General features: G+C 71.9%; 23 protein-coding genes. 15 read left to right on the top strand and 8 right to left on the bottom strand.

The window, feature by feature from the left end; all coding sequences use genetic code 11:
* Window positions 1-267 precede the first annotated feature (267 nt).
* The 4 genes from VLK66_RS07295 to VLK66_RS07280 all read right to left on the bottom strand — a co-directional run bounded on the left by VLK66_RS07295 (window position 268) and on the right by VLK66_RS07280 (window position 4,994).
* The gene (locus VLK66_RS07295) at window positions 268-1,095 is read right to left on the bottom strand and encodes a hypothetical protein (protein WP_325308725.1); all 828 of its coding nucleotides are present in this window, start codon (window positions 1,093-1,095) and stop codon (window positions 268-270) included.
* A 121-nt stretch (window positions 1,096-1,216) separates the two neighbouring features.
* Window positions 1,217-2,239, bottom strand: coding sequence for an amidohydrolase family protein (locus VLK66_RS07290; RefSeq protein WP_325308724.1), 1,023 nt, complete (start codon window positions 2,237-2,239; stop codon window positions 1,217-1,219).
* Between the two features lie 461 nt (window positions 2,240-2,700).
* A complete protein-coding gene (locus VLK66_RS07285; protein ID WP_325308723.1) occupies window positions 2,701-3,591 on the bottom strand; it encodes an alpha/beta fold hydrolase in 891 nt (296 codons plus the stop codon).
* On the bottom strand, window positions 3,591-4,994 hold the full coding sequence (locus VLK66_RS07280; RefSeq protein ID WP_414676458.1) for an NAD(P)/FAD-dependent oxidoreductase: 1,404 nt from the start codon (window positions 4,992-4,994) through the stop codon (window positions 3,591-3,593). The genes VLK66_RS07285 and VLK66_RS07280 overlap by 1 nt, the downstream gene beginning before the upstream one ends.
* Before the next feature lie 220 nt (window positions 4,995-5,214).
* On the opposite strand from VLK66_RS07280, the gene VLK66_RS07275 reads away from it, so the two are divergent.
* Both VLK66_RS07275 and VLK66_RS07270 read left to right on the top strand, forming a co-directional pair.
* Window positions 5,215-5,454, top strand: a complete 240-nt coding sequence (locus VLK66_RS07275; protein WP_325308721.1) for a hypothetical protein — start codon at window positions 5,215-5,217, stop codon at window positions 5,452-5,454.
* Window positions 5,451-5,984, top strand: coding sequence for a GAF domain-containing protein (locus tag VLK66_RS07270; RefSeq protein WP_325308720.1), 534 nt, complete (start codon window positions 5,451-5,453; stop codon window positions 5,982-5,984). The genes VLK66_RS07275 and VLK66_RS07270 overlap by 4 nt, the downstream gene beginning before the upstream one ends.
* A 441-nt stretch (window positions 5,985-6,425) precedes the next feature.
* On the opposite strand, the gene VLK66_RS07265 is transcribed toward VLK66_RS07270, so the two are convergent.
* The gene (locus tag VLK66_RS07265; RefSeq protein WP_325308719.1) at window positions 6,426-7,070 is read right to left on the bottom strand and encodes a GntR family transcriptional regulator; all 645 of its coding nucleotides are present in this window, start codon (window positions 7,068-7,070) and stop codon (window positions 6,426-6,428) included.
* Between the two features lie 268 nt (window positions 7,071-7,338).
* On the opposite strand from VLK66_RS07265, the gene VLK66_RS07260 reads away from it, so the two are divergent.
* From VLK66_RS07260 to VLK66_RS07230, 7 genes are all read left to right on the top strand, one after another.
* Window positions 7,339-8,046, top strand: coding sequence for a sensor histidine kinase (locus VLK66_RS07260; RefSeq protein ID WP_325308718.1), 708 nt, complete (start codon window positions 7,339-7,341; stop codon window positions 8,044-8,046).
* Window positions 8,043-8,420, top strand: a complete 378-nt coding sequence (locus VLK66_RS07255) for a response regulator transcription factor (protein WP_325308717.1) — start codon at window positions 8,043-8,045, stop codon at window positions 8,418-8,420. Before VLK66_RS07260 ends, VLK66_RS07255 begins: the two co-directional genes overlap by 4 nt.
* Window positions 8,421-8,711, top strand: coding sequence for a response regulator transcription factor (locus VLK66_RS07250; RefSeq protein ID WP_325308716.1), 291 nt, complete (start codon window positions 8,421-8,423; stop codon window positions 8,709-8,711).
* Between the two features lie 79 nt (window positions 8,712-8,790).
* Window positions 8,791-9,345 (top strand): type IV toxin-antitoxin system AbiEi family antitoxin domain-containing protein, encoded by a 555-nt coding sequence (locus tag VLK66_RS07245; RefSeq protein ID WP_325308715.1) that lies wholly within the window; start codon window positions 8,791-8,793, stop codon window positions 9,343-9,345.
* Window positions 9,346-9,348: 3 nt separating this feature from the next.
* Window positions 9,349-10,767 (top strand): nucleotidyl transferase AbiEii/AbiGii toxin family protein, encoded by a 1,419-nt coding sequence (locus tag VLK66_RS07240; RefSeq protein ID WP_325308714.1) that lies wholly within the window; start codon window positions 9,349-9,351, stop codon window positions 10,765-10,767.
* On the top strand, window positions 10,764-11,651 hold the full coding sequence (locus VLK66_RS07235) for a zinc ribbon domain-containing protein (protein ID WP_325308713.1): 888 nt from the start codon (window positions 10,764-10,766) through the stop codon (window positions 11,649-11,651). Before VLK66_RS07240 ends, VLK66_RS07235 begins: the two co-directional genes overlap by 4 nt.
* Before the next feature lie 101 nt (window positions 11,652-11,752).
* Entirely contained in the window at window positions 11,753-12,520 is a 768-nt protein-coding gene (locus VLK66_RS07230) for an SDR family oxidoreductase (RefSeq protein WP_325308712.1), read from the top strand.
* An 822-nt stretch (window positions 12,521-13,342) separates the two neighbouring features.
* Here the strand turns inward: VLK66_RS07230 and VLK66_RS07225 are convergent.
* From VLK66_RS07225 to VLK66_RS07215, 3 genes are all read right to left on the bottom strand, one after another.
* Window positions 13,343-14,362, bottom strand: coding sequence for a PRC-barrel domain-containing protein (locus tag VLK66_RS07225; RefSeq protein ID WP_325308711.1), 1,020 nt, complete (start codon window positions 14,360-14,362; stop codon window positions 13,343-13,345).
* Between the two features lie 122 nt (window positions 14,363-14,484).
* Entirely contained in the window at window positions 14,485-15,573 is a 1,089-nt protein-coding gene (locus tag VLK66_RS07220; RefSeq protein WP_325308710.1) for a LysM peptidoglycan-binding domain-containing protein, read from the bottom strand.
* Between the two features lie 5 nt (window positions 15,574-15,578).
* Window positions 15,579-16,217, bottom strand: a complete 639-nt coding sequence (locus VLK66_RS07215) for a DedA family protein (RefSeq protein ID WP_325308709.1) — start codon at window positions 16,215-16,217, stop codon at window positions 15,579-15,581.
* Between the two features lie 370 nt (window positions 16,218-16,587).
* Here VLK66_RS07215 and VLK66_RS07210 point away from each other — a divergent pair, with 370 nt between their 5' ends.
* The 6 genes from VLK66_RS07210 (at window position 16,588) to VLK66_RS07185 (ending at window position 19,576) form a co-directional block, all read left to right on the top strand.
* Entirely contained in the window at window positions 16,588-17,406 is an 819-nt protein-coding gene (locus VLK66_RS07210) for a class I SAM-dependent methyltransferase (RefSeq protein ID WP_325308708.1), read from the top strand.
* Window positions 17,407-17,555: 149 nt separating this feature from the next.
* Window positions 17,556-17,888, top strand: coding sequence for a rhodanese-like domain-containing protein (locus tag VLK66_RS07205; protein WP_325308707.1), 333 nt, complete (start codon window positions 17,556-17,558; stop codon window positions 17,886-17,888).
* Between the two features lie 31 nt (window positions 17,889-17,919).
* Window positions 17,920-18,318: a hypothetical protein gene (locus VLK66_RS07200; RefSeq protein WP_325308706.1), complete on the top strand. Its 399-nt coding sequence runs from the start codon at window positions 17,920-17,922 to the stop codon at window positions 18,316-18,318.
* Window positions 18,319-18,325: 7 nt separating this feature from the next.
* A complete protein-coding gene (locus tag VLK66_RS07195; protein ID WP_325308705.1) occupies window positions 18,326-18,742 on the top strand; it encodes a hypothetical protein in 417 nt (138 codons plus the stop codon).
* Window positions 18,743-18,758: 16 nt separating this feature from the next.
* Window positions 18,759-19,175: a hypothetical protein gene (locus tag VLK66_RS07190; protein WP_325308704.1), complete on the top strand. Its 417-nt coding sequence runs from the start codon at window positions 18,759-18,761 to the stop codon at window positions 19,173-19,175.
* A complete protein-coding gene (locus VLK66_RS07185; protein WP_325308703.1) occupies window positions 19,172-19,576 on the top strand; it encodes a hypothetical protein in 405 nt (134 codons plus the stop codon). Before VLK66_RS07190 ends, VLK66_RS07185 begins: the two co-directional genes overlap by 4 nt.
* The last annotated feature ends 112 nt before the right edge of the window (window positions 19,577-19,688 follow it).

The raw sequence follows: 19,688 nt of genomic DNA, 5'->3' as shown, positions 1-19,688 counted from the left end.
GACAACCTGCGGTCACACCTGAGACGGCAGGCCGAAGGATCTATAGCCGGTACCGCACGTGAGCCGCCGCATCGCACCGAACTCCCGCCGCCGGATTCGGTAGATGCGAGCATTCTGGATGCCGAACGGCGGAATAGCGGAGATGGAGATCGCGAAAATGCGAGTGAACTCGCGGCTACAACGGCACGCAGTCCGCCTTCGCGGACATCAGATCGGTGCAGATCGGACGGCGGCGCGACCCGATGGCATCCTCGTCCGATGCGCCGTCTACCGCACGACACCGGCGCTCACGAGAACGCCCCAGCTGGGGGAGAAGCCGGTGTAGCCGTGCACGATCTCGGCGCGGAGGTATTCGCGGCGGCCGATGCGGAGGCCGGCGCGGACCTCGCCGAGCGATTCGTTGCCGCGGATCTCGTGGTGCCCGGCGCCGACCTGCTGGCCCAGCACCGTCACGGCGGGGGCGACGAGGCCGCCGTCGTATTCCGCCTTCAGCGCGTACACGAGCAGGTCGTCCTGCTCGAAGTCCGGGTCGCGCGTGCCGAAGATGCCGACACCCGCCTCGGCCTGCACCGCCACACGCCCGCGCCTCGCCCGGCCGCCGAGCGTGGCGAAGAAGTCGGTGGCGTCGCGGTCCAGGCCCACGCGGTTGTCCGTGGTCGGCAGGCGCGTGCCGAAGCGGAGGACGGCGACCACCGGCGCACCCTCCCCCGTCAGCCGCACCGCCGTGGCGATGCGGTAGTCGCCCGCGTCGTGGCGCCGCCCGTCCGCGTCCGGCGTGACCTCCGGGTCGGCGGGCGCGAATCGGCCGTCCTCGCGGAAGAAGCGCTGCACCGTGCCGCCCGCCTCGATCACCACGCGGCCGGTGCGCCAGAATGCGCGGAAGCTGCCCGCCTCCACCAGCGTCCCCTCCGTCCCCGCCAGGGACGCCCGCTGGTCGCGCATCCACCCGCCGCCGACCTCGCCCATCACCACACCATCGCCGTCGAACAGCCGCCAGTCGAAGGCGTCGAGCGGCCGGAGCTGGGCGCGGGCCGGGATCCACCCGATCGAAACGAAAACGGCCGCCAGCAGCGCGGCCCTTCTAATGATGTTCATCTGCCCAACGATTGAGATTTTTTCGCAGTTGAAGTCCGCGAAGGCGGCGCGAAGGCGGACTGTGTGCCGTTGTAGCCGCAACTTCAGTCGCATTTTCGCACCGAACCATCTCCATCTCCCATCACCCTTTCGTCGATCCGACCCACCGCCTCAGGTTCGGCAGCACCTCGCTCGCCCGCGTCAGCACCTCGTCGGGGTAGCCGAGGGCGCGCTTGATGGCTACGTCGCGCTGGATGGGGTTCTTCTCGCGCTCCAGCGACAGCATGCGGCGGCGGCCGAGCTGCTGCACGTAGTAGAACGCGTTCGTCGGCACCGGCCAGTCGCTGCCGTGGAGGGTGCGCGGCACCAGCTCCGGGTCGTTGGCGAACCGCGGAAGGTGCGGGAAGCGCGACAGGTTGCTGATCCCCGAGTTGTCCACCCACAGGCGCGGGAACTCGCGCAGCCACGCCTTCAGCAGCGGCACCTGGTCCTCGTCGCGCGCGTACAGCACCGGCGCCGCGGTGTGCGCCACGATCACCGTCACCCCCGCGCGCAGCGGGCGCTCCAGCAGGCGCAGGTCCTTCAGCGGCGCGTCCACCTGCGCGAAGGTGTTCTCGCTCCCGCCGCTGTGCACGAGCAGGGGGATGCCGGTCTCCGCCAGCCGCGCGTAGAACGGATCGATCGCGGGGTCCGCGGGGTCGATGCGCTGCGTCGCGGGGAGCCACTTGATGAGCACGGCGCCGCCCTCGACGCACTCCTCCAGCCGCTCCAGCGCATCCGCGCGATGCGGGTTCACCGACGGGCCGGGGAGCAGCTCCGGGTGGCGGCGGCACACCTCGAACACCCACGCGGGCGGCACGATCATCTGCGACAGCGCCTCGTCGAACCGCCCATGCGCGTCGTACACCCCGTCGAAGCCGAGCGCCACCGCGTGGTGGATCTCGCTGGCGCGCACCCGATCCGCCAGCCGCTCCGCCCAGTCGGCGTCGAAGCTCGTGCGCAGGTGCTCCTCTGTGACGCCGTGCATCCAGCGCAGCACGCGCATCGCGAAGCGCCTGCGCAGCCTGGGCGCGCTCCAGCAGCCGGAATCCTCCGTCCCCACGCCGGTCAGGTGCGTGTGGACGTCGATCCGGCGCGGGGGGTGGAGCGGGAGATGATCCGTCACGCGGGCGCTCCCGCGGGCCCGGGAAGGGCGAATGAATTCGCGGCAACAACGGCCCGAAGTCCGCCTTCGCGGACTCGCGCCTCGCCATCCCTTTGGATGACCGGCTCTGGTGCTTCCGATACCGGGATCACTCGCATCCTTGGAATCTTTCGCATCTCCTCATCTTCCAATCTTCCCACCCCTCGTACGTGGATTCGGGAGATCGGTCGCGCATTGCCAACGCACGTGCGGCCCCGGCCATGGATCGATCCTTTGGCCTGCAACCGCTCGTGTGGCGGCATCCACGGTGTGGGCGGCCTCAGGATGACGTCTCTCTCTGCGTTTTGTGAATGCGGCTGCGCCCGGGCCTCTCCCGCGCGGGGATGCGGAGGCCGCAGTCCCGGAGGGACTTTGTGCTTTTGTTGCCCCGGAATTCCATTCCGGGGAGCGGACAGGGGAGCGGGTGATTGCCTGCTCCAGCCTCACGCGTGCACCGCCGGGTGCGCGCCGATCCACGCCGCCGCGCGGGCGAGGGCATCTTCCGCGAACGCGGTGCTCCAGTGCGTGGCGCCGGGGACTTCGAGGAGATCGGAATTGGGGATGAGATCCGCGAGCATCCGCCCCTGCTCCGGCGGGACGAGGCGGTCCGCGGTGCCGTAGACGAGGAGCACGGGCGCGGCCACATCCCCCGCCGTCCGCGGCAGATCGAGGCGCGCGAGGAGCTGCCGGATCGCGGCGACGTAGGCGAACGGCGCGCCCGCATCCTGTGCGCCGCGGATGGGATACGCGCGGCGCTTCAGCGGGCCGACGGCGGGGACGGTGCCCCACACGCCGTAGTGCTCGCGCTGCCCCAGCGTGGCCGCGCGCAGGAAGCCGCCCAGCTCGCCCAGCGCCACGCGCAGATTCAGCGCGACGCCGACCGGCGCGGAGATGGCGATCCCCGACTGCGCGTGCGGCACCGAGCCCGCCGCCAGCGCGTGCAGCACGAGCGAGCCGCCGAACGAGTGGCCGAGCAGGTGGAGCGGAAGATCGTCCCGCCCCCGCTCCGCCTCCTCCACCGCCGCGGCAATGGCGGAAGGGACGACTTCGGGGGAGAAGACGGTCGTGCTCGCCGCGCCGTGGCCGTCGGCGTCGAAGGAGAAGACCTCCACGCCGCGGCGGACGAGCGCTTTGAAGAGGGCGATCTGGGGATACAGCGCGTCGTTCCCCGCCCCGTGCGCGGCCACCACGCGCGCCCGCGGCTCCGCGGGCGTGACGCGCCACGCGTCGACCTCGCCGCGCGCCTCGGGGCGGGCGTAGCGGACGCGCTCCAGGCGCGCGCCCTCGGCCGCCAGCCAGCGCTCCAGCCGGCGCACGCACCCGCGCGGCGGCATCAACCCTTCGGCGCGGGAGCGGCCTGGTGCACGTCGCCGCCCATCCACCCGCGCTCGTCCTCGGCCGCGCGGTTGCCGGCGTCGTGCGCGGCCTGCGTGTCGGGCGAGGGGCTCAGCTCGTGCGCGTGGTAGCCCTCGGGCTTCAGGTCGGGCGACACCTCGCCGGTGATCAGCCGCGCGCCGCGCTGCCAGGTGAGGTAGTTCCACGCCCACTCGATGAAGACGGAGATGCGGTTGCGGAAGCCGATCAGCGACATCACGTGGATGAACAGCCACGCCATCCACGCGAACCACCCCTTCGCCAGCACGTGCGGCCTGGGCATCTGCAGCACCGCCGCGCGCCGGCCGATCGTCGCCATGCTCCCCTTGTCGCGGTAGTGGAAGGGAAGCCGCGGCTCGCCGCGCAGGTCGCGGGCGATGTTCTTCGCCGCCTGGCGCCCCTGCTGCATCGCCACCTGGGCCACGCCGGGAAGCGGCTTCCCGTCATCCCCGTTCAGCCACGCCAGGTCGCCGATCACGAACACCCGCGGGTCGCCGGGGATGGAGAGGTCGGGCTGGACCTTCACGCGGCCGACGCGGTCCGTCTCCGCGTCCATCCGCTTCCCCAGCGGGCTGGCCGTGACCCCCGCGGCCCAGACCACGTTGCGGGCGGCGATGAACTCGTCGCCCACCCACACGCCCCCCTCCTCCACCTTGGTGACGATGGAGTTCAGCCGCACCTGCACGCCGATGCGCTCCAGCGCACGCTGCGCGTATGCGGAGAGCTTCTCGTCGTAGGCCGCCAGGACGCGCGGGCCGCCCTCGATGAGGATGATGCGCGCGCTGGAAGGGTCGATGTGGCGGAAGTCGCGCGTGAGCGACTTGCGGGCGATCTCCGTCATCGCCCCCGACATCTCCACCCCCGTGGGCCCGGCGCCGACCACCACGAAGGTGAGGAGCGCGCGGCGCGCCACCTCGTCGCGCTCCTGCTCGGCGGCCTCGAAGGCCAGCAGGAAGCGGCGCCGGATCTCCGTCGCGTCCTCCACCGTCTTCAGGCCGGGGGCGATGGGCTCCCACTCGGGATGGCCGAAGTAGGCGTGCGTGGCGCCGGTGGCCACGATCAGGTAGTCGTAGGCGATGCGCTGGCCGTCGGCCAGGAGGAGCTGGCGGGCGGCACGGTCCACGTCCACCACCTCGCCCATGAACACCTCCACGTTCTTCTGCCGGCGCAGCACGCTGCGGATGGGCGCGGCGATGTCGGCGGGAGAGAGCGCGGCGGTGGCCACCTGGTACAGCAGCGGCTGGAAGAGGTGGTGGTTGCGGCGGTCGACGAGGGTGACGACCACCGGCGCCCGGCGCAGCGCGCGCGCCGCCCACAGCCCGCCGAAGCCGCCGCCCACCACCACCACGTTGGGAACCGTCATCGTGCGTGTGGCCACCCCGCCCTCCTCCGTCCGCGTAGAACGCTTCCAATCCCCCGCCGAAGATACCAGACGCGCGCCCGGCACGGAACCGCCGGTTGACGCGCCGCGCGCGCGCTGGCAGGTTCGTGATCCTCAATTCAGCCGACCGTACATCAGGGGACACGGAATGGACGGGACGATCCAGCGATACGGGCTTGCGCCCCCCAACGAAGACGATGCGGTGACGATGCTTGCGCGGGTGCTGGGGGTGGACGGCGCCACGAAGGCGTGGCTGCGGGCCTGCCGCGAGGCCGGGGTGGACCGCCAGAAGGTGCACCGCCTGACCCCCGAGGAACTGCTGCGAATCGCGGAGAAGCTGCTCACCGGCAGCGGCCCGGAGCGGGCGATCGGCACCTCGCTTGCCGTGCGCTCGCGCACCTGGCTGCTGCTGAACCGCGAGCACGCGGGAGGCGGGCGATGACCGGGCGCACGCAGGTGGCCGCGGGCGACGCCGCGCTGGCCGAGGCCGGGCGCCTGCAGGAGATCGTCGATCTCGACCTGCTGACGCCCGAGGTCGACGCCATCCTGCAGCAGACTGCGGAAGAGGCGGCCGCGCGGCTCGGCCTGCCGATGTCGATGGTGACGGTGGTGCTGGACGAGGCGCAGTTCTTCGCGGCGCACCACGGGCTGACGGGGTGGATGGCCGAGTCGCGCGGGACGCCGGTGGAGTGGAGCTTCTGCGCGAACGCGGTCGCCAGCCGCGAGCCGTTCGTGGTGGAAGACGCGACCACGCACCCCACCGTCCGCGACAACCCGCTCGTCGCGAACGACGGCATCCGCTGCTACGCGGGGATCCCGCTGGTCTCCACGCGCGGCCACGCATTGGGAACGCTGTGCGTGATCGGCACCGAGGCGCGCACCTTCAGCGACGCCGACCTCGACGTCCTCCGCGGACTGGCCCACCGCGCGGTGGACCGCATCGAGGCGCGGCGGACGACGGAAAGTGCGTGAGTGCGGAAGTGCGCTGAGCTCTGGCGGCCCAGCGCACTTCGGCTTTGAGCAGGCAACTGCTGTTCACCGGTGCCGCCACCCGCCAATGAATTGGCGGGCAACAAAAGCACAAAGTCCCTTCGGGACTGCAGCCTCGGCATCACTGCGCCGGGCACCTTCATTGCGGCCAATGATCGCAGCGGGCCGCGGTGAGGGGTCTCTGGCGAAGGGATAGCCTGGCAGCAGTCCCGGAGGGACTTTGTGCTGTCGTAGCCCCGGAATTCATTCCGGGGAGGCGCTGCAGCCTCGGCATCACCGCGCCGGGCACCTTCATCGCGGGCCAAAGATCGCGGCGGACCGCGGTGAGGGGTCTCTGGCGAAGGAATAGCCTGGCTGCAGTCCCGGAGGGACTTTGTGCTGTTGTTGCCCCGGAATTTCATTCCGGGTCAGCGCACACCTTCCTTACCGCCCGGATTCCAGCCACTCCAGCATCTCCTCCATCCCGAAACGCCAGTTGCTTTCCAGCAGCGGCGCCGCGGATTCGAGGTCGCCGCGCTCCACGGCGCGGGCGATGTCGTCGTGGGTGCGGGTGGAGACGGGGATGAAGCCGGAATTCTGCATGTACGCGTACTCGTAGCGCCGCACCACGGCCTTCACGCTGGCGATCATCTCCACCAGCCGCTGGTTGCCGCACCCTTCCAGCAGCGTGCGGTGCCACGCCGTGTCCAGGTCGATGCGGCGCTCGGGGTCGTCGCCCACCTCCGCCATCTCCGCGTTGATGCGGTCCAGCTCGGCGACGACCGGTGCGGGAACGGGCGGCAGGGAGCGCAGCGCCAGCACCTCCAGCGTCCACAGGATGGGGTAGACCTCGCGCATCTCCGTGGCCGACAGCGGCTTCACGAAGAAGCCGCGCCCCATGTCCACCTCCAGGAACCCCTCGCGCTCCAGCCGCAGCAGCGCCTCGCGCACCGGCGTGCGGCTGACGCCCAGCTCCGCCGCCATCACCGAGTCGCTGATGCGCGAGCCGGGCGCCAGCTCCTCGCGGAGGATGCGGCCCACCACCGCGCGGTGCACCTGCTCGCGAAGGGGTACGCGGGTGATGGTCATTCGCAACTCTCGCCGGGATCGGGGTGCGCGGCCGCCGGGGGATCGGCGGGGCCGCGGCCGTTCGGGGACAACATCGGCCGCGCTCCATCCGTTTGCAACCGATTACAAGAAAGTGCGTGAGCGCGGAAGTGCGGGAGTGCGTTGGATCCCCGCGACCCCACGCACTCACGCACTTCCGCACTTCCGCACTCCGTGACGGAGAACCGCCCGCGCGGTAGATTCCCCTGCAACCGTCCCGGCCCACGCCCCCACCGCCTCCATCCCCCCGATGCCGCGGTCCCCGGTCGCCGAGCGGCGCGAGATCAGCGCGTCGCACCGCATGATGCAGGTCACCGAGCGCGAGCTGCAGCGCATCCTGCTCGACATCCACGACGGGCCGGTGCAGCACATGTACGCCGCGCTCAGCCAGCTGGACCTGCTGGGCCGCGCGCTCGACGCCGCCGGCGTGCGCGATCCGCAGGTGGCCGAGCGCACCGAGCGCATCCGCCTGCTGCTGGAAGGGGGACTGAACGAGGTGCGCTCCTTCATCGGCGCCTTCCGCCCGCCCGAGTTCGAGGCGCGCGGCCTGGTCACCCTGCTCGAAGGGCTCGCGCTCCAGCACGAGGCGATGACCGACACCGAACTGGAGCTGGACGTGCGCACCCCGCTGCCGGACGTGCCGCTGCCGGTGAAGATCGGCCTCTACCGCGTCCTGCAGGAAGGGCTCTCCAACGCCTACCGCCACGGCGGCGCCAACCGCGTCGTCGTCCGCCTGCGCCCCGTGGTCCGCCGCGGCGAGCGGCGGCTGCGGATGAGCGTGAGCGACAACGGCCACGGCTTCGACGCGCGCACCGTCCCCGTGGAGAAGCACTACGGGCTGCAGGGGATGCGCGACCGGGTGGAGATGATCGGCGGGCGCTTCCGCCTCCGCAGCCAGCCCGGCCGCGGGGCGATGATCGCCGTGGAGGTTCCCATCGTGCCCGGGGAGGAGCGGTGACGGCGGGGAACGGGGGCGGGGAGAAGATCCGCATCATCCTGGCGGACGACCACCAGCTCGTCCTCGAAGGACTGCGCTCGCTGATCGAGGCGGAGCCGGACATGGAGGTGCTGGCGGCGGTGAAGGACGGCGGGGTGTGCCTGGACGCGGTGCATCGCCATCGCCCCGACGTGGTGGTGCTGGACCTGGAGATGGGGCCGATGGGCGGGCTGCAGTGCCTGGAGTCGCTGCGCACCGCGCACCCCGGGGTGCGCGTCCTGGTCCTCACCGCGTACAGCGACGGCGAGTCGATGCGGGCGGCGCTGGAGGGCGGCGCCAGCGGGTTCGCGCTGAAGACCGAGCCGCCGCAGCAGACGGTGGCGTCCATCCGGTAGGTGTACCGCGGCCAGCTCGTCTTTCCCGCGGCGGCGCGGCGGTGGCTGCTGGGCACGCCCCGCCCGTCGGAGCCCAGCCAGCCCACCGACCGGGAGATGGAGATCCTGGCGCTCGTCTCCGAGGGGCTGACCAACGCGCAGATCGCGGCGCGGCTGCGGGTGAGCGACAACACCGTGAAGTTCCACCTGCAGAACGTCTACCTGAAGCTGGGCGTGCGCAACCGCACCGAGGCGGCCGCCTACTTCCTGCGCCACCGCGCCGGCAGCGGCGCCGGCCGCCCCCGGCGGTGATCGTGCCCCCGCTCACGGGAGAGTTGCGCGTACGATATCTAACGTTATGTTAGGTTCCGTACGCAAACCCTCTGGATCTATGCCCGGCTCGTCGTACCGCTCGCTTCAGGATCTCGCCGCCGACCAGCACGGCTACTTCACGACGGCGCAGGCCCGGGATTGGGGCGTGAGCACCATGGCGTTGGTAATGATGGCCAGACGGAACAGCGCGGAGCGCGTGAGCCACGGCGTCTACCGGCTCGTCCACTATCCATCGTCTCCGCTCGGGTCGTACATGGAAGCGGCGCTGTGGCCGGGGAGGGTGCGCGGAGTGGTCTCGCACGAATCCGTTCTCGCGCTGCACGAGGTGTCGGACGTGAGCCCGGCCGCCGTGCACATCACGGTACCGCGCCGCTTCAGGACGCATCGCCGCGTACCGGGCCGGCTGGTGCTGCACCGGACCGACCTGGACGCCGCGGACCTCGACACGTTCGAAGGGATTCCCGTCACCACGCTCGAGCGCGCCATCCGTGACTGTTCCGCGGCGCACCTCGGGCCCGAGCTCGTCCGCCAGGCGATCGATGAAGCCCGGCGCAAAGGTCTGCTGGCGGAGCCCGCCGCCGGGCGCCTGAGCGCCGAACTCCTCGCGGAGTGAGAGATGCCGGCTCGCACCCGAACGCCGCCGAAGACGAACCAGATGCTCTCGCGCTGGGTGGACGCCTACGCGCGGAAGATCGGGCAGGACACGGTGCGGGTGCGCCGCTGGGTGGCGTACATGGCACTCGGCGGCGCGCTGGAGCGCGCCGGGTTCGCCGCTGATGGCCCCCGGTTCACCATCAAGGGCGGCGTTGCGCTGGAACTGCGGCTTCGGTCGAGAGCGCGGGCTACGCGGGACCTCGACCTGGTCCTGAACGACCCCACCGCGGACCCCATCGCCGAGCTGGAGACCGCTCTGGCGGTGCCGTTCGAAGGCTTTTCGTTCCGCAGGCACGGCGACCCGCGCCCGCTCCCCCGCGGAGGCGCGCGCGTGGAGGTCTCGGTGGAATACGCGCGGCGAGGATGGTCGCGGATCCAGATCGACCTGAGCCGGCGCGAGGGAGATTCGGCCGAGTTCGAGATGGTGGAGGCGATCGACCTTCGCGAGCTCTGCTTCGGCTTCCCGGAGCGGCTGCCATGCCTGTCCCTGTATGTGCAGGCCGCGCAGAAGATCCACGCCATGACCCTGCCGGCTGCCGAAGGACGGCAGAACGACCGCTTCAGGGACTTGGTCGACCTCCTCCTGCTCACGGAGCTGATCACTCACTTTCCCGCGTTCCGCGAGACCTGCGAGCGGGTGTTCACCCTCCGCGGCGCTCACGCGTGGCCGCCGTTCGTCGAGGCGCACGAGCACTGGATCGCTCCGTTCGCGCGCATGGCGGCGGAGATGGATTTACCCGTGCGCGACCTGAACGCCGCCGTGCACAGGATCCGGATGTTCCTCGGCATGATCGATCCACGTGCGGAGCTTTTCCGCAAGATCCGGATGCCATCGGGGATCTCATCCACAACCTGGTACTATCTCGCCGCCGCGAATGGCCAGCTCGTTCGCCTCCCGCCTTCGAAGGCCGATGCCCTGCTCCGCGGCGACGAGCCCGCAGCCGCGGAGTTCCCGGGTCCGGCGCAGCGGGACGACGGCGGAATCGTGCTTCTCGGCGTCGTGGTCATCCTCCGCGACCATGTACCGTCGTACGTAGAGCGGGTCGCCGTCTTCCCCATCGCCCTGGAGAAGATCCCCGGAGACGGCGTGGAGCTGGGGGCCGAGGTCTGGCGCCCGCTGGCGGCGGATATCGAGCGTCGGGCGAAAGGCAAGGCCGCGGCACGTGAGTCTCTCGCAAGATTTCTCTCCAGCCAGCATGACCGGCTTCAGTTTCTGGTGGGCCAGAGGCTTGGCGTCTCTTCCCGGCGTGCACATGCTCTTCAAACGCGCTCGCCGGGAAGGGACAACGGCATCACCATGCTCTGGGACCTCGCCCGCGGTGAGGTGGTCCAGGGAGTGACGGCCGCGATAGAAACCCAGAGAACGGGAGTGGGGGAATGATGGTGGCAGCCGTGTTCCTCCAGGCCCAGACCGCGCCGACGCTGCCGTGGTGGGTGCTGTACGTGGCGATCGTGGCGCTCGCGTGGGGCACCTGGCGCCTGGCGAAGTCCCGCTGGTGGGCGGGGTGCCTGGGGGCCGCCGTGGGATGGTTCGTGCTCGTGGCCATCGCGGCGCTCACCATCCCGGCCGACGGGTGGGGCTTGATCGTGGTGCTGCCGTTCATCCCGCCGCTGGTGTGCGCGTGGACGCTGCTGGGCCGCCGCGCCGCGTCGCGCGCGGCGGGGGTGGGGCCGCGCTTTCCCGGCCCGGCGTTCCGCCAGCTCCCGCCGGGGGTGATGGAGGGGCAGCCGAGCGCCCGCGCCGTGCAGCGCAGCAAGGTGATGGTCGCGCGCTACCAGGCGGGGATGCCGCGCAACGCCGCCTTCATCGCGCGGCTGCGCTACGTCTCCGGGCTGGGAGATCTGTCGCCGCGGCCGGTGGACCTGTTCGTGGGCGGCGGGCGGGTGTGGGTGGCGCCGCTCACCGCCGAGCCGCCCCCGCCGGTTCCCCTCCCCGTGCGCGACGTGCTGCGGGTGGACGTGTGGCCGGAGATCGAGGGCCCGCCCACGCTGCGCGTCAACTGGAGCCCGCCCGGCGCGGAGGGCACGCGCGACCTGGTCCTCGCCACCCTCCCCGCCGTCCCCGCGAACCTGGTCACGCCGCAGCTGGAGGCGATCGCCGCCGTGCTGACGGGGCTGATCCGCGCGGAAACGCAGGCCATCGAGCTCGCCGACGACGCGCCGGAGCCGCCGCCCGCGCCCGCCGAGCTTTCCGCATGCCCCCGCTGTGGCGAAACCCTCCCGCCCGGCGCCACCGCCTGCCCCCGCTGCGCGCTCCCCGTCTGACCGCGTCTCCCTGCATCGTTGGACTCGCGACGGCTGGCTCGCGCACGGCGGCCGCGGTAGAATCACCCCTCTCTGACTTTCAAAGGGATTGGGGGATCGAGATGAAGCTGTCCGGAAGAACCGTCCTGATCACCGGCGCCAGCGCGGGGATCGGCGCGGCGTGCGCGCGCGCGTTCGCGGAGGAGGGGGCGCGGCTGATCCTGTGCGCGCGCCGCGCCGGCCGCCTGGAGGAGGCCGCGGAGAAGCTGCGCGGCGCGGGAACCGACGTGCTGCTGCTGGAGCTGGACGTTCGCGACCAGGCCGCGGTGATGGAACGCATCGCCGGGCTGCCGGCGGAGTGGCGGGAGATCGACGTGCTGGTGAACAACGCCGGCCTGGGACGCGGAATGGACAAGCTCTGGGAGGGGAGCCCGGCCGACTGGGACGAGATGGTGGACACCAACGTGAAGGGGCTGCTCTACGTCACCCGCGCGGTGGTGCCGGGGATGGCCGAGCGGAAGCGCGGGCACGTGATCAACCTGGGCTCCGTCGCGGGGCACGAGGTGTACCCCGGTGGCGCCGTGTACTGCGCCACCAAGCACGCGGTGGGGGCGATCACGAGGGGGTTGCGGATGGACGTCCTCGGCACCGGCATCCGCGTCAGCACGGTGGACCCGGGGATGGTGGAGACGGAGTTCAGCGTGGTCCGCTTCCACGGCGACGAGGCGCGCGCGAAGAACGTCTACCGCGGGATGACGGCGCTCACCGCGGACGACATCGCCGAGACGATCGTGTGGGTGGCCACGCGCCCGCCGCACGTCTGCATCGACGAGGTCATCATCAAGCCCACCGACCAGGCGAGCGCGACGCTGGTGCACCGGACCACCTGAGGCGCTGCACCATCAAAAGTTCCGCGGGGGAGATTCCTCCGCAGGCTATTCCTGCGCCGACCGCCAATGAATTGGCGGGCAACAACAGCACCAAGTCCCTGCGGGACTGCTGCCCGCCATTGGAGCGCCAAGCCAACCCCGGCGCGGCCGCCGCCATCAGCGGCCGCTCCCGAACCTCTCCCGCGCGGAGATGCGGAGGCTGCAGTCCCGGAGGGACTTTGTGCTTTTGTTGCCCCGGAATTCCATTCCGGGTAGCGGGGAGCCATCCATGCAAAGGGCCGCGGGGAAATTCCCTCCGCGGCTCTTCTGCGCTGACCGCCAATGAATTGGCGGGCAACAACAGCACCAAGTCCCTGCGGGACTGCTTCCAAGGATCGGGGCGGCGAGCCACCCTCGGCGCAGCCGACACCACCAGCGGCTGCGCCCGGGCCTCTCCCGCGCGGAGATGGGAAGGCTGCAGTCCCGGAGGGACTTTGTGCTTTTGTTGCCCCGGAATTCCATTCCGGGTAGCGGGGAGCCATCAATGCAAAGGGCCGCGGGGAAATTCCCTCCGCGGCTCTTCTGCGCCGACCGCCAATGAATTGGCGGGCAACAACAGCACCAAGTCCCTGCGGGATTGCTTCCAAGGATCGGGGCGGCGAGCCACGCTCGGCGCGGCCGACACCACCAGCGGCTGCGCCCGGGCCTCCCCGCGCGGAGATGGGAAGGCTGCAGTCCCGGAGGGACTTTGTGCTTTTGTTGCCCCGGAATTCCATTCCGGGTAGCGGGGAGCCACCCATGCAAAGGGCCGCGGGGAAATTCCTCCGCGGCCCTTCCGATATCCTATGACCGGTCGCGCTCGTCCGGCGGCGGGTCGTACGGGACCAGGGGCGGCTCGCCGTGCTCGTCGGGGAGCGGAGGGGGCATGCCGGCCGCGCCGGGACCCTCGTCTACCACGATGGGCGGGCGCTCGTGCGGCGTCAGGTCGCCGGTGAGCGAGGGCGGCGCGTCGGCGGGCGGGGGCGGGGCGGCGAACTCGGCGTCGCGCGGGACCATGTCCATCTCCCGCGACGGGGGCGGAAGCTCGGCGGCAGCATCCTCATCCGCCTGCACCAGCACGGGCGGACGCTGCTCGGAAAGGCGGAAGGCGCGCTCGGAGGCCTGCTCCAGCAGCGGGTCCACCGGGCCGCCCAGGTACGCGGGCAGGCGGGCGATGTCGCGCCCGGACAGCCCCTGCACCCACACGTCCTGGCTGCGGTCGCGCAGCTCCACCGCCTCCAGCGGCACCAGCACGTGGCGGTCGTCCACCAGGCCGAACAGGTCGTCGGCCAGGTCCACGTCCAGGTAGCGCACCTTCATCGCCACCGGGTCCACCAGCATCTGCGTGACCGTGCCCACCTTCTCGTTGTCGCCGCCGTAGACCGCCCACCCCTTCAGGTTCGGCGCGCCCCTGGCCAGCCGGAAGTCGCGCGCGTCCTTCAGCGGCACCACGCTGGGGCCCTCGCCCGGCTCGTAGGCGGTGCCCGCGTGCTCGCCGTAGAAGCGCGGGAAGGCGTGGTTCATCTCCCCCAGCACCTCGGCGGTCAGCGGCACGGAGGCGTCGTACGGCGGCAGGTGCTTCACCTGCGCGTCGGTCCACGAGGTCTGCAGCGAGCCCTCGCCCCACTCCAGCGCCTCGACGGGGAGAAGGTAGGACTTCTTGAAGAAGCCGGGATCGACCGCCAGGTAGCGCACCTGCCCGCGCCGGTCGATCAGGATGTCGCTCACGGTGCCCACGTTGGCGCCGTTCGCCGCCGTCACCGCCCAGCCGATGAAGTCGCGCGAGCGAAGGATCTCCGCGCGCGGCCCGTTCGCATTGGCCATCGTCCACCCCCGTTCACGTGTTCCGCCTGACCGCACCACTCCGGCCGCCGAGGGTGATGGATCGCCCCGGCGGCTCGTTGCCCATCACCCCACGGAGGAATCGCGCCACGCCGCGCGTTTGGCTACGGCTTGGGCACCGGCGCGGGGATCACCAGCGTCTGGCCGGGGCGCAGCGCGTCGCCCTCCAGCCGGTTGGCGCGGCGGATGGCATCCACCGACACGCCGTACTTCCGCGCGATGCCGAACAGCGTCTCGTGCGCGGCCACCGTGTGCGTGCGCCGCCCCGGCGTCCGCGCGGGCGTGGCCGTGCGCCGCGACGCCGTGTCCGCGCGCGAAGGCGAGGGACGCCGCGCCGTGGCCGGCCGATCCTCATCGTCCGGCGAACCGGGTCGCACGGAAGACTGCGCCGGTGCGCGCGCGCCGGCGGGCAGGCGCAGCACGGTGCCGACGTCCAGCGTCTCGTCGAGGTCCGGGTTCAGCGCGCGGATCTGCGCCGAGGTCACGCCGTATCTCCGCGCGATCCCGTACAGCGTCTCCCCCGACGCCACCGTGTGCGTCCGCGGGCGATTCGTCGCCCCCCGCGCCCGCGACGCCGTGTCGCGCGATGCGGATCTGCGCGTCGCCGCCGTATCCCGCGATGTGGAGCGGCGAGTCGTCGCCGTGTCGCGCGACGTTGTCCGTCGCGTCGTCGTTGCCGAGTCGGCCCGCGCGGTACGGCTGCCCGTGGTGCGGCGGCCGGTGGCGGCGGTGTCGCGGGAGGCGGTGCGGGTGCCGGTGCGGCGGCCGGATGCGGTGGTGTCCGCGGCGGCGCGGCGGGTGCGCGGCGGCGGCGGGGCCTCGGCGGAGTCGGATGCAGCGTCGGCGGAGTCCGCTTCGGCGGCGGCGCTGTCGGCCTCGTCCTGCTCGGCGCTGTCGCGCGCGGCGGCGGCGGCCAGGCGGCGCGCGCGAACGCTGTCGGCGTTCAGCCACACCACGTCGCGGGCGGGCGGGCGGGCGGCCACCTGCCCGCTCGTCTCCACCGCGAACGGCTGCGCCCAGCGCGGGTTGCGGCCCGGGCGCGCCGCGCTGTCGGCCGGCAGCTCGGCCGTATCCCCCGGCGCCGCGCCCAGGTGGATGGTGTCGCGCGGCGCCGGGTCCTGCGCGCGCGCGGCGGCGGGCGCCAGCAGCGCCGCGGCGGCGAGAAGGACGAGCAGGCGTGCGCGGATCGGCATCGGCATCAGGCGGGGCGCTCGGCACGGCGGGCGCGGACGATCTCCACGACCGCGGGGATGACGGAGATCAGGATGATGGCCAGGATCACCACCATGAAGTTCTCCTTCACCGCCGGGATGTTCCCGAAGAAGTACCCGACGAAGAGGAAAAGGGTGATCCACACGAACGATCCGGCCAGGCTGAACCCCAGGAAGCGTCCGTACGGCATCCGCGACGCGCCGGCCACGAACGGCGCGTAGGTGCGCACGATGGGCACGAAGCGCGCGAGAACCACCGCGCGGCCGCCGTACTTCGCGTAGAACGCTTCCGTGCGCTCCAGGTACTTCGTCTTCAGCACCCGCGCGTCCGGGCGGAATACGCGGCGTCCCAGGCGGAACCCCACCCAGTAGTTCACGTTGTCGCCCAGGAACACGGCGACCAGCAGGCAGGGCCAGAGGTAGAAGACGTTCAGCCCGCCGCCGGCCGCCGCCAGCGCGCCCGCCGCGAAGAGGAGCGAGTCGCCGGGAAGGAAAGGGGTGACCACCAGCCCGGTCTCGCAGAACAGGATCAGCGAGAGGATGCCGTACGCCCACCCGCCATACGTGCGGGTCAGCTCGGCAAGATGCTTGTCGAGGTGGAGAACGAAATCGATGAGGGTCTGCACTGCCTGCCGTCTTCCCCGGCCGCCGGGCCGTCGCGTGGTTCAGCGGTCGGCGGAAGCGAAAGGCTTCCACCGCATGTACCGACGCGGAAACTCTAGCCCTTGCGGCGGCCGTATACAAGGGCACGGCATGGGTTTGCGGGGATGGAAGGGAAGTGCCGAGTGCGGAGTGCTGAGTGCCCGGGAGATAAAGGGAGGGGATGAAGATGAGTTCTCCGCGACTCCGCGTCTCCGCGTGAGATCAGCGAAGCTGGAGGGATCACACGGAGGGACCGGAGGGAACGGAGGATCCCGGCCGCACGGCTGTCGCCGGAGCGCACGATCGTTATCCTGAATGCGGGCCGGGATCGGACGACAGTGACCGGAGGGGACGATGAGCTCGGAGGTGCGGGAGTTCTACGAGCGGAACGTGGAGAGCGAGTGGGAGCGGCTGGACCTTCCGCTCTGCCGCGTGGAGATGGCCAGCACGCTGCGGCTGGTGGACCGGTGGTTCCCGCCGCGCGGCGAGGTGCTGGACATCGGCTCGGGGCCGGGGCGGTACGCGCTGGAGCTGGCGCGCCGCGGCTTCCGCGTGACGCTGGCCGACCTCTCCCCCGCCCTGCTGGAGCGCGCCCGCCGCGCCTTCGACGACGCGGGCCTGCGCGCGGAGGGCTTCCACGCCGCCGACGCGTGCGACCTCGGCACCTTCGCCGCCGCGTCGTGCGACGCGGCGCTCTTCCTGGGGCCGATGTACCATCTTGCCGACGGAGACGCGCGGATGGAGGCCCTGGCCGAGCTGCGGCGCGTGCTGCGGCCGGGCGGCGTGGCCATCGCCGCGTACCTGAACTCGTGGGGGCTGCTGCGCACCGGGCTCAACGACTTCCCGCGCTGGTACCGCGACGCCGCCTTCCCGCGCGCGCTGATGGAGCCGCGCTCGTACACCGCCCGGGAGCTGCGCGCCTTCACCGCCACGCACTGGAGCACCCCGCCCGCCGCGGCCGGCGAGCTCCGCGCCGCCGGCTTCGAGGTGGCCACCTACGCCGGCGCCGAGGGCTTCTGCGGCGGCATGGCGCCGCAGCTCGCCGCGCTGGCCGCGGACGATGCGGAGGCGTACGCGAACGTGCTCGCCTTCGCGGCCGAGACCAGCGAGATGCCGCAGTACCGCGACGCGGCCGACCATCTCCACTTCGTGGTCCGCAAACCCGCGCCGTGACTCCCGTCCGCGCCGCACGGGTTGATTTTCCGCGCCGGCGGAATGAGGTTGCGAAGAGCGCGAGCGCGGCACCGGACCCGGTCGCCGCCGTCCACTCAGCACTCAGGACTCAGGACTCAGGACTCAGCACTCAACCACGAACCATCACCATGCCCGACATCCCCGAAATCACCCCGACCGAGCTGAAGGAACGGCTCGACAACGGCGAGAAGCTGACCATCATCGACGTGCGCGAGCCGCACGAGTGGGACAACGGCAACCTGGAGCCGTACGGGGCGCGCCTCATCCCCCTAGGCGAGCTTCCCACCCGCGTGGACGAGATCCCCGCGGACGAGGAGGTGGTGCTGATGTGCCGCTCCGGCTCGCGCAGCGGCCGCGCGCTGGAGCTCCTGCGCGGGCACGGGCACGACCGGCTGCTGAACCTGAAGGGGGGGATCCTGGGCTGGAGCGACCAGGTGGACCCGTCCATCCCCAAGTACTGAACCCGTTTCCGCCCGGCGCGGAGGTGGAGCGATGCGGCAAAGGCCGAACGAATACGCAGGGCTGGCGTTCTGCGCCGCCGTGATCGGCGTGGTGCTGGCGGCGCTCGCGGTGTATCCCGCGGCGCCCGGCGCGTGGAACGCGTGGGGCGTGGTGTTCCGCGGGGCCGGCGTGCTGCTGAGCGCGCTGGCGCTCGTCACCGCGGAGGCCATCTGGCGGGTGCGGCCGTGGGCGTACCGCGCCGGCGCCGCGCTGGCGTGGTCCACCATCGGCTGCTTCGTCGTTCCCGCGCTGGCCGGGTTGCTGATGGGCGAGCTGCTGGGCGCGTTCGGGATGCTGCTGGCGGCCGGCTTCATCGCCTTCCCGGTGCTGCCGATGGTGGGCTACCTGCGGCGGATGCATCCGCAGCTCCATCCCCGCCCGCAGCCCTGAGGCGCCGATGGCCCACCCTTCCGCCAGCCGCCCCGTTCCCGCGCTCTGCCTGGGCGTGTACGGCGCCCTGCTGGCGTGGCTGGTGTACGCCATGAACGCGGCGGACCTGCGCCCCGGCGAGGTGGCCTTCCGCGGCGCGGTGGCCTGCGCCTGCGCGCTGGCGTGGATCGCTGCCGAGGCCATGCTGCACGGCCGCCCGTGGGCGTTCCGCGCGGCGCAGGCGCTCACCCTCTGCACCGCGATGGGCATCCTGATCCCCACCGGCGCGCTGCTGGCGCGGGGCGAGCTCGAGAAGGCGCTGCTGGAGATCGCGGGCGCCGCGTTCGTGGGGGTGACGGGGCTGGCGGTGATCGACGACGCGCGCACCTCGGCCGCCGGGCAGCCGCGGCTGCGCCCGCGTCCCCGGCAGCGGCCGCAGCCGTGAGCGGCGAGGTGCCGTGATGCGGACGCCGCTCGGGCTGGTGCTGCTGGGGCTGCTCTCCGGCCTGCTGGGGGCGGTGCTTCTCGTGGTGCTGTTCGCGCTCACCGCCGGCACCCCGGAGACCGTGGCGGCGCGCGCGGCGGTGGCGGCCATCGCGGTGCTGGCGTTCGTGGCATCCGAGGCGCTGATCTGGCTGCGGCCGTGGTTCTACCGCGCGTCGCTCGCGCTGGTGGCCGGGCTCTGCGGCGTCATCCTGCTCGTCGGCACGGCGCTGGGAAGAGGCTCGGGGCTGCTGATCGCGGTCACGCTGATGGGGGTGATGCTGGCATTCTGCATCCCCATCCTGTACTACGTGCACGACGAGGCGCGGTCGCAGGGCATGCTCCCCGCGCGCCCCACGCCGCGGCGCCGCCCGCTTCCCGGCCGCAGCCCGTGAGCGCCGCGACGAAGCGCCCGCTCGGCTTCTCCATCTTCGCCGTGTTCCTGGCCATGCAGCTCTGCGGCAACCTGGTGGCGCTGGTGGCGGCCGGGCCCGCGTCGGGGATGCAGACGCCGCTGGAGGGGATGCTGGCCCTGCTCGTGGCCGCGCTGAAGGCGGTGACCGTCGAGGCGCTGTGGCGGGTGCGGCCGTGGGCCACGCGCGCGTCCGGCCTCCTTTCGGCCGCCGTGGTCGCCTTGCTCGTGGTCCGCTGGCGGGTGCCGCTGGAGGTGGTGCCGGTGCTGGGGATGCTGTTCCTGGCGGGGTTCCTGGCGATGTGCACCTTCTACGTGCACCAGCGCATCCAGGAGCGGTTCGGGCCGCCGGCGGGGATGCGCGTGCCGCGTCCCCAGCCGTGACCGGCGCGCGGAGGGCGATGTGAAGCGGCCCCGCGGGTTCACCATCCTGGCCGTGATCCTGGCTCTCGGCCTGGTCGGCGGGGTGGTCGAGCTCGCGAACAGGCAGCCGGGC

Source organism: Longimicrobium sp., from assembly GCF_035474595.1.
Lineage (GTDB): Bacteria > Gemmatimonadota > Gemmatimonadetes > Longimicrobiales > Longimicrobiaceae > Longimicrobium.
The sequence above is the reverse complement of the archived record's forward strand: the minus strand, read 5'-3'. Positions and strand labels throughout refer to the sequence as shown.

Coding starts and splice junctions, on each gene's coding strand:
- VLK66_RS07295 (WP_325308725.1), bottom strand. CDS start 1,095: ATGAACATCATTAGAAGGGCCGCGCTGCTGGCGGCCGTTTTCGTTTCG.
- VLK66_RS07285 (WP_325308723.1), bottom strand. CDS start 3,591: ATGCCGCCGCGCGGGTGCGTGCGCCGGCTGGAGCGCTGGCTGGCGGCC.
- VLK66_RS07280 (WP_414676458.1), bottom strand. CDS start 4,994: ATGACGGTTCCCAACGTGGTGGTGGTGGGCGGCGGCTTCGGCGGGCTG.
- VLK66_RS07270 (WP_325308720.1), top strand. CDS start 5,451: ATGACCGGGCGCACGCAGGTGGCCGCGGGCGACGCCGCGCTGGCCGAG.
- VLK66_RS07265 (WP_325308719.1), bottom strand. CDS start 7,070: ATGACCATCACCCGCGTACCCCTTCGCGAGCAGGTGCACCGCGCGGTG.
- VLK66_RS07260 (WP_325308718.1), top strand. CDS start 7,339: ATGCCGCGGTCCCCGGTCGCCGAGCGGCGCGAGATCAGCGCGTCGCAC.
- VLK66_RS07245 (WP_325308715.1), top strand. CDS start 8,791: ATGCCCGGCTCGTCGTACCGCTCGCTTCAGGATCTCGCCGCCGACCAG.
- VLK66_RS07240 (WP_325308714.1), top strand. CDS start 9,349: ATGCCGGCTCGCACCCGAACGCCGCCGAAGACGAACCAGATGCTCTCG.
- VLK66_RS07235 (WP_325308713.1), top strand. CDS start 10,764: ATGATGGTGGCAGCCGTGTTCCTCCAGGCCCAGACCGCGCCGACGCTG.
- VLK66_RS07230 (WP_325308712.1), top strand. CDS start 11,753: ATGAAGCTGTCCGGAAGAACCGTCCTGATCACCGGCGCCAGCGCGGGG.
- VLK66_RS07225 (WP_325308711.1), bottom strand. CDS start 14,362: ATGGCCAATGCGAACGGGCCGCGCGCGGAGATCCTTCGCTCGCGCGAC.
- VLK66_RS07220 (WP_325308710.1), bottom strand. CDS start 15,573: ATGCCGATCCGCGCACGCCTGCTCGTCCTTCTCGCCGCCGCGGCGCTG.
- VLK66_RS07210 (WP_325308708.1), top strand. CDS start 16,588: ATGAGCTCGGAGGTGCGGGAGTTCTACGAGCGGAACGTGGAGAGCGAG.
- VLK66_RS07205 (WP_325308707.1), top strand. CDS start 17,556: ATGCCCGACATCCCCGAAATCACCCCGACCGAGCTGAAGGAACGGCTC.
- VLK66_RS07200 (WP_325308706.1), top strand. CDS start 17,920: ATGCGGCAAAGGCCGAACGAATACGCAGGGCTGGCGTTCTGCGCCGCC.
- VLK66_RS07195 (WP_325308705.1), top strand. CDS start 18,326: ATGGCCCACCCTTCCGCCAGCCGCCCCGTTCCCGCGCTCTGCCTGGGC.
- VLK66_RS07190 (WP_325308704.1), top strand. CDS start 18,759: ATGCGGACGCCGCTCGGGCTGGTGCTGCTGGGGCTGCTCTCCGGCCTG.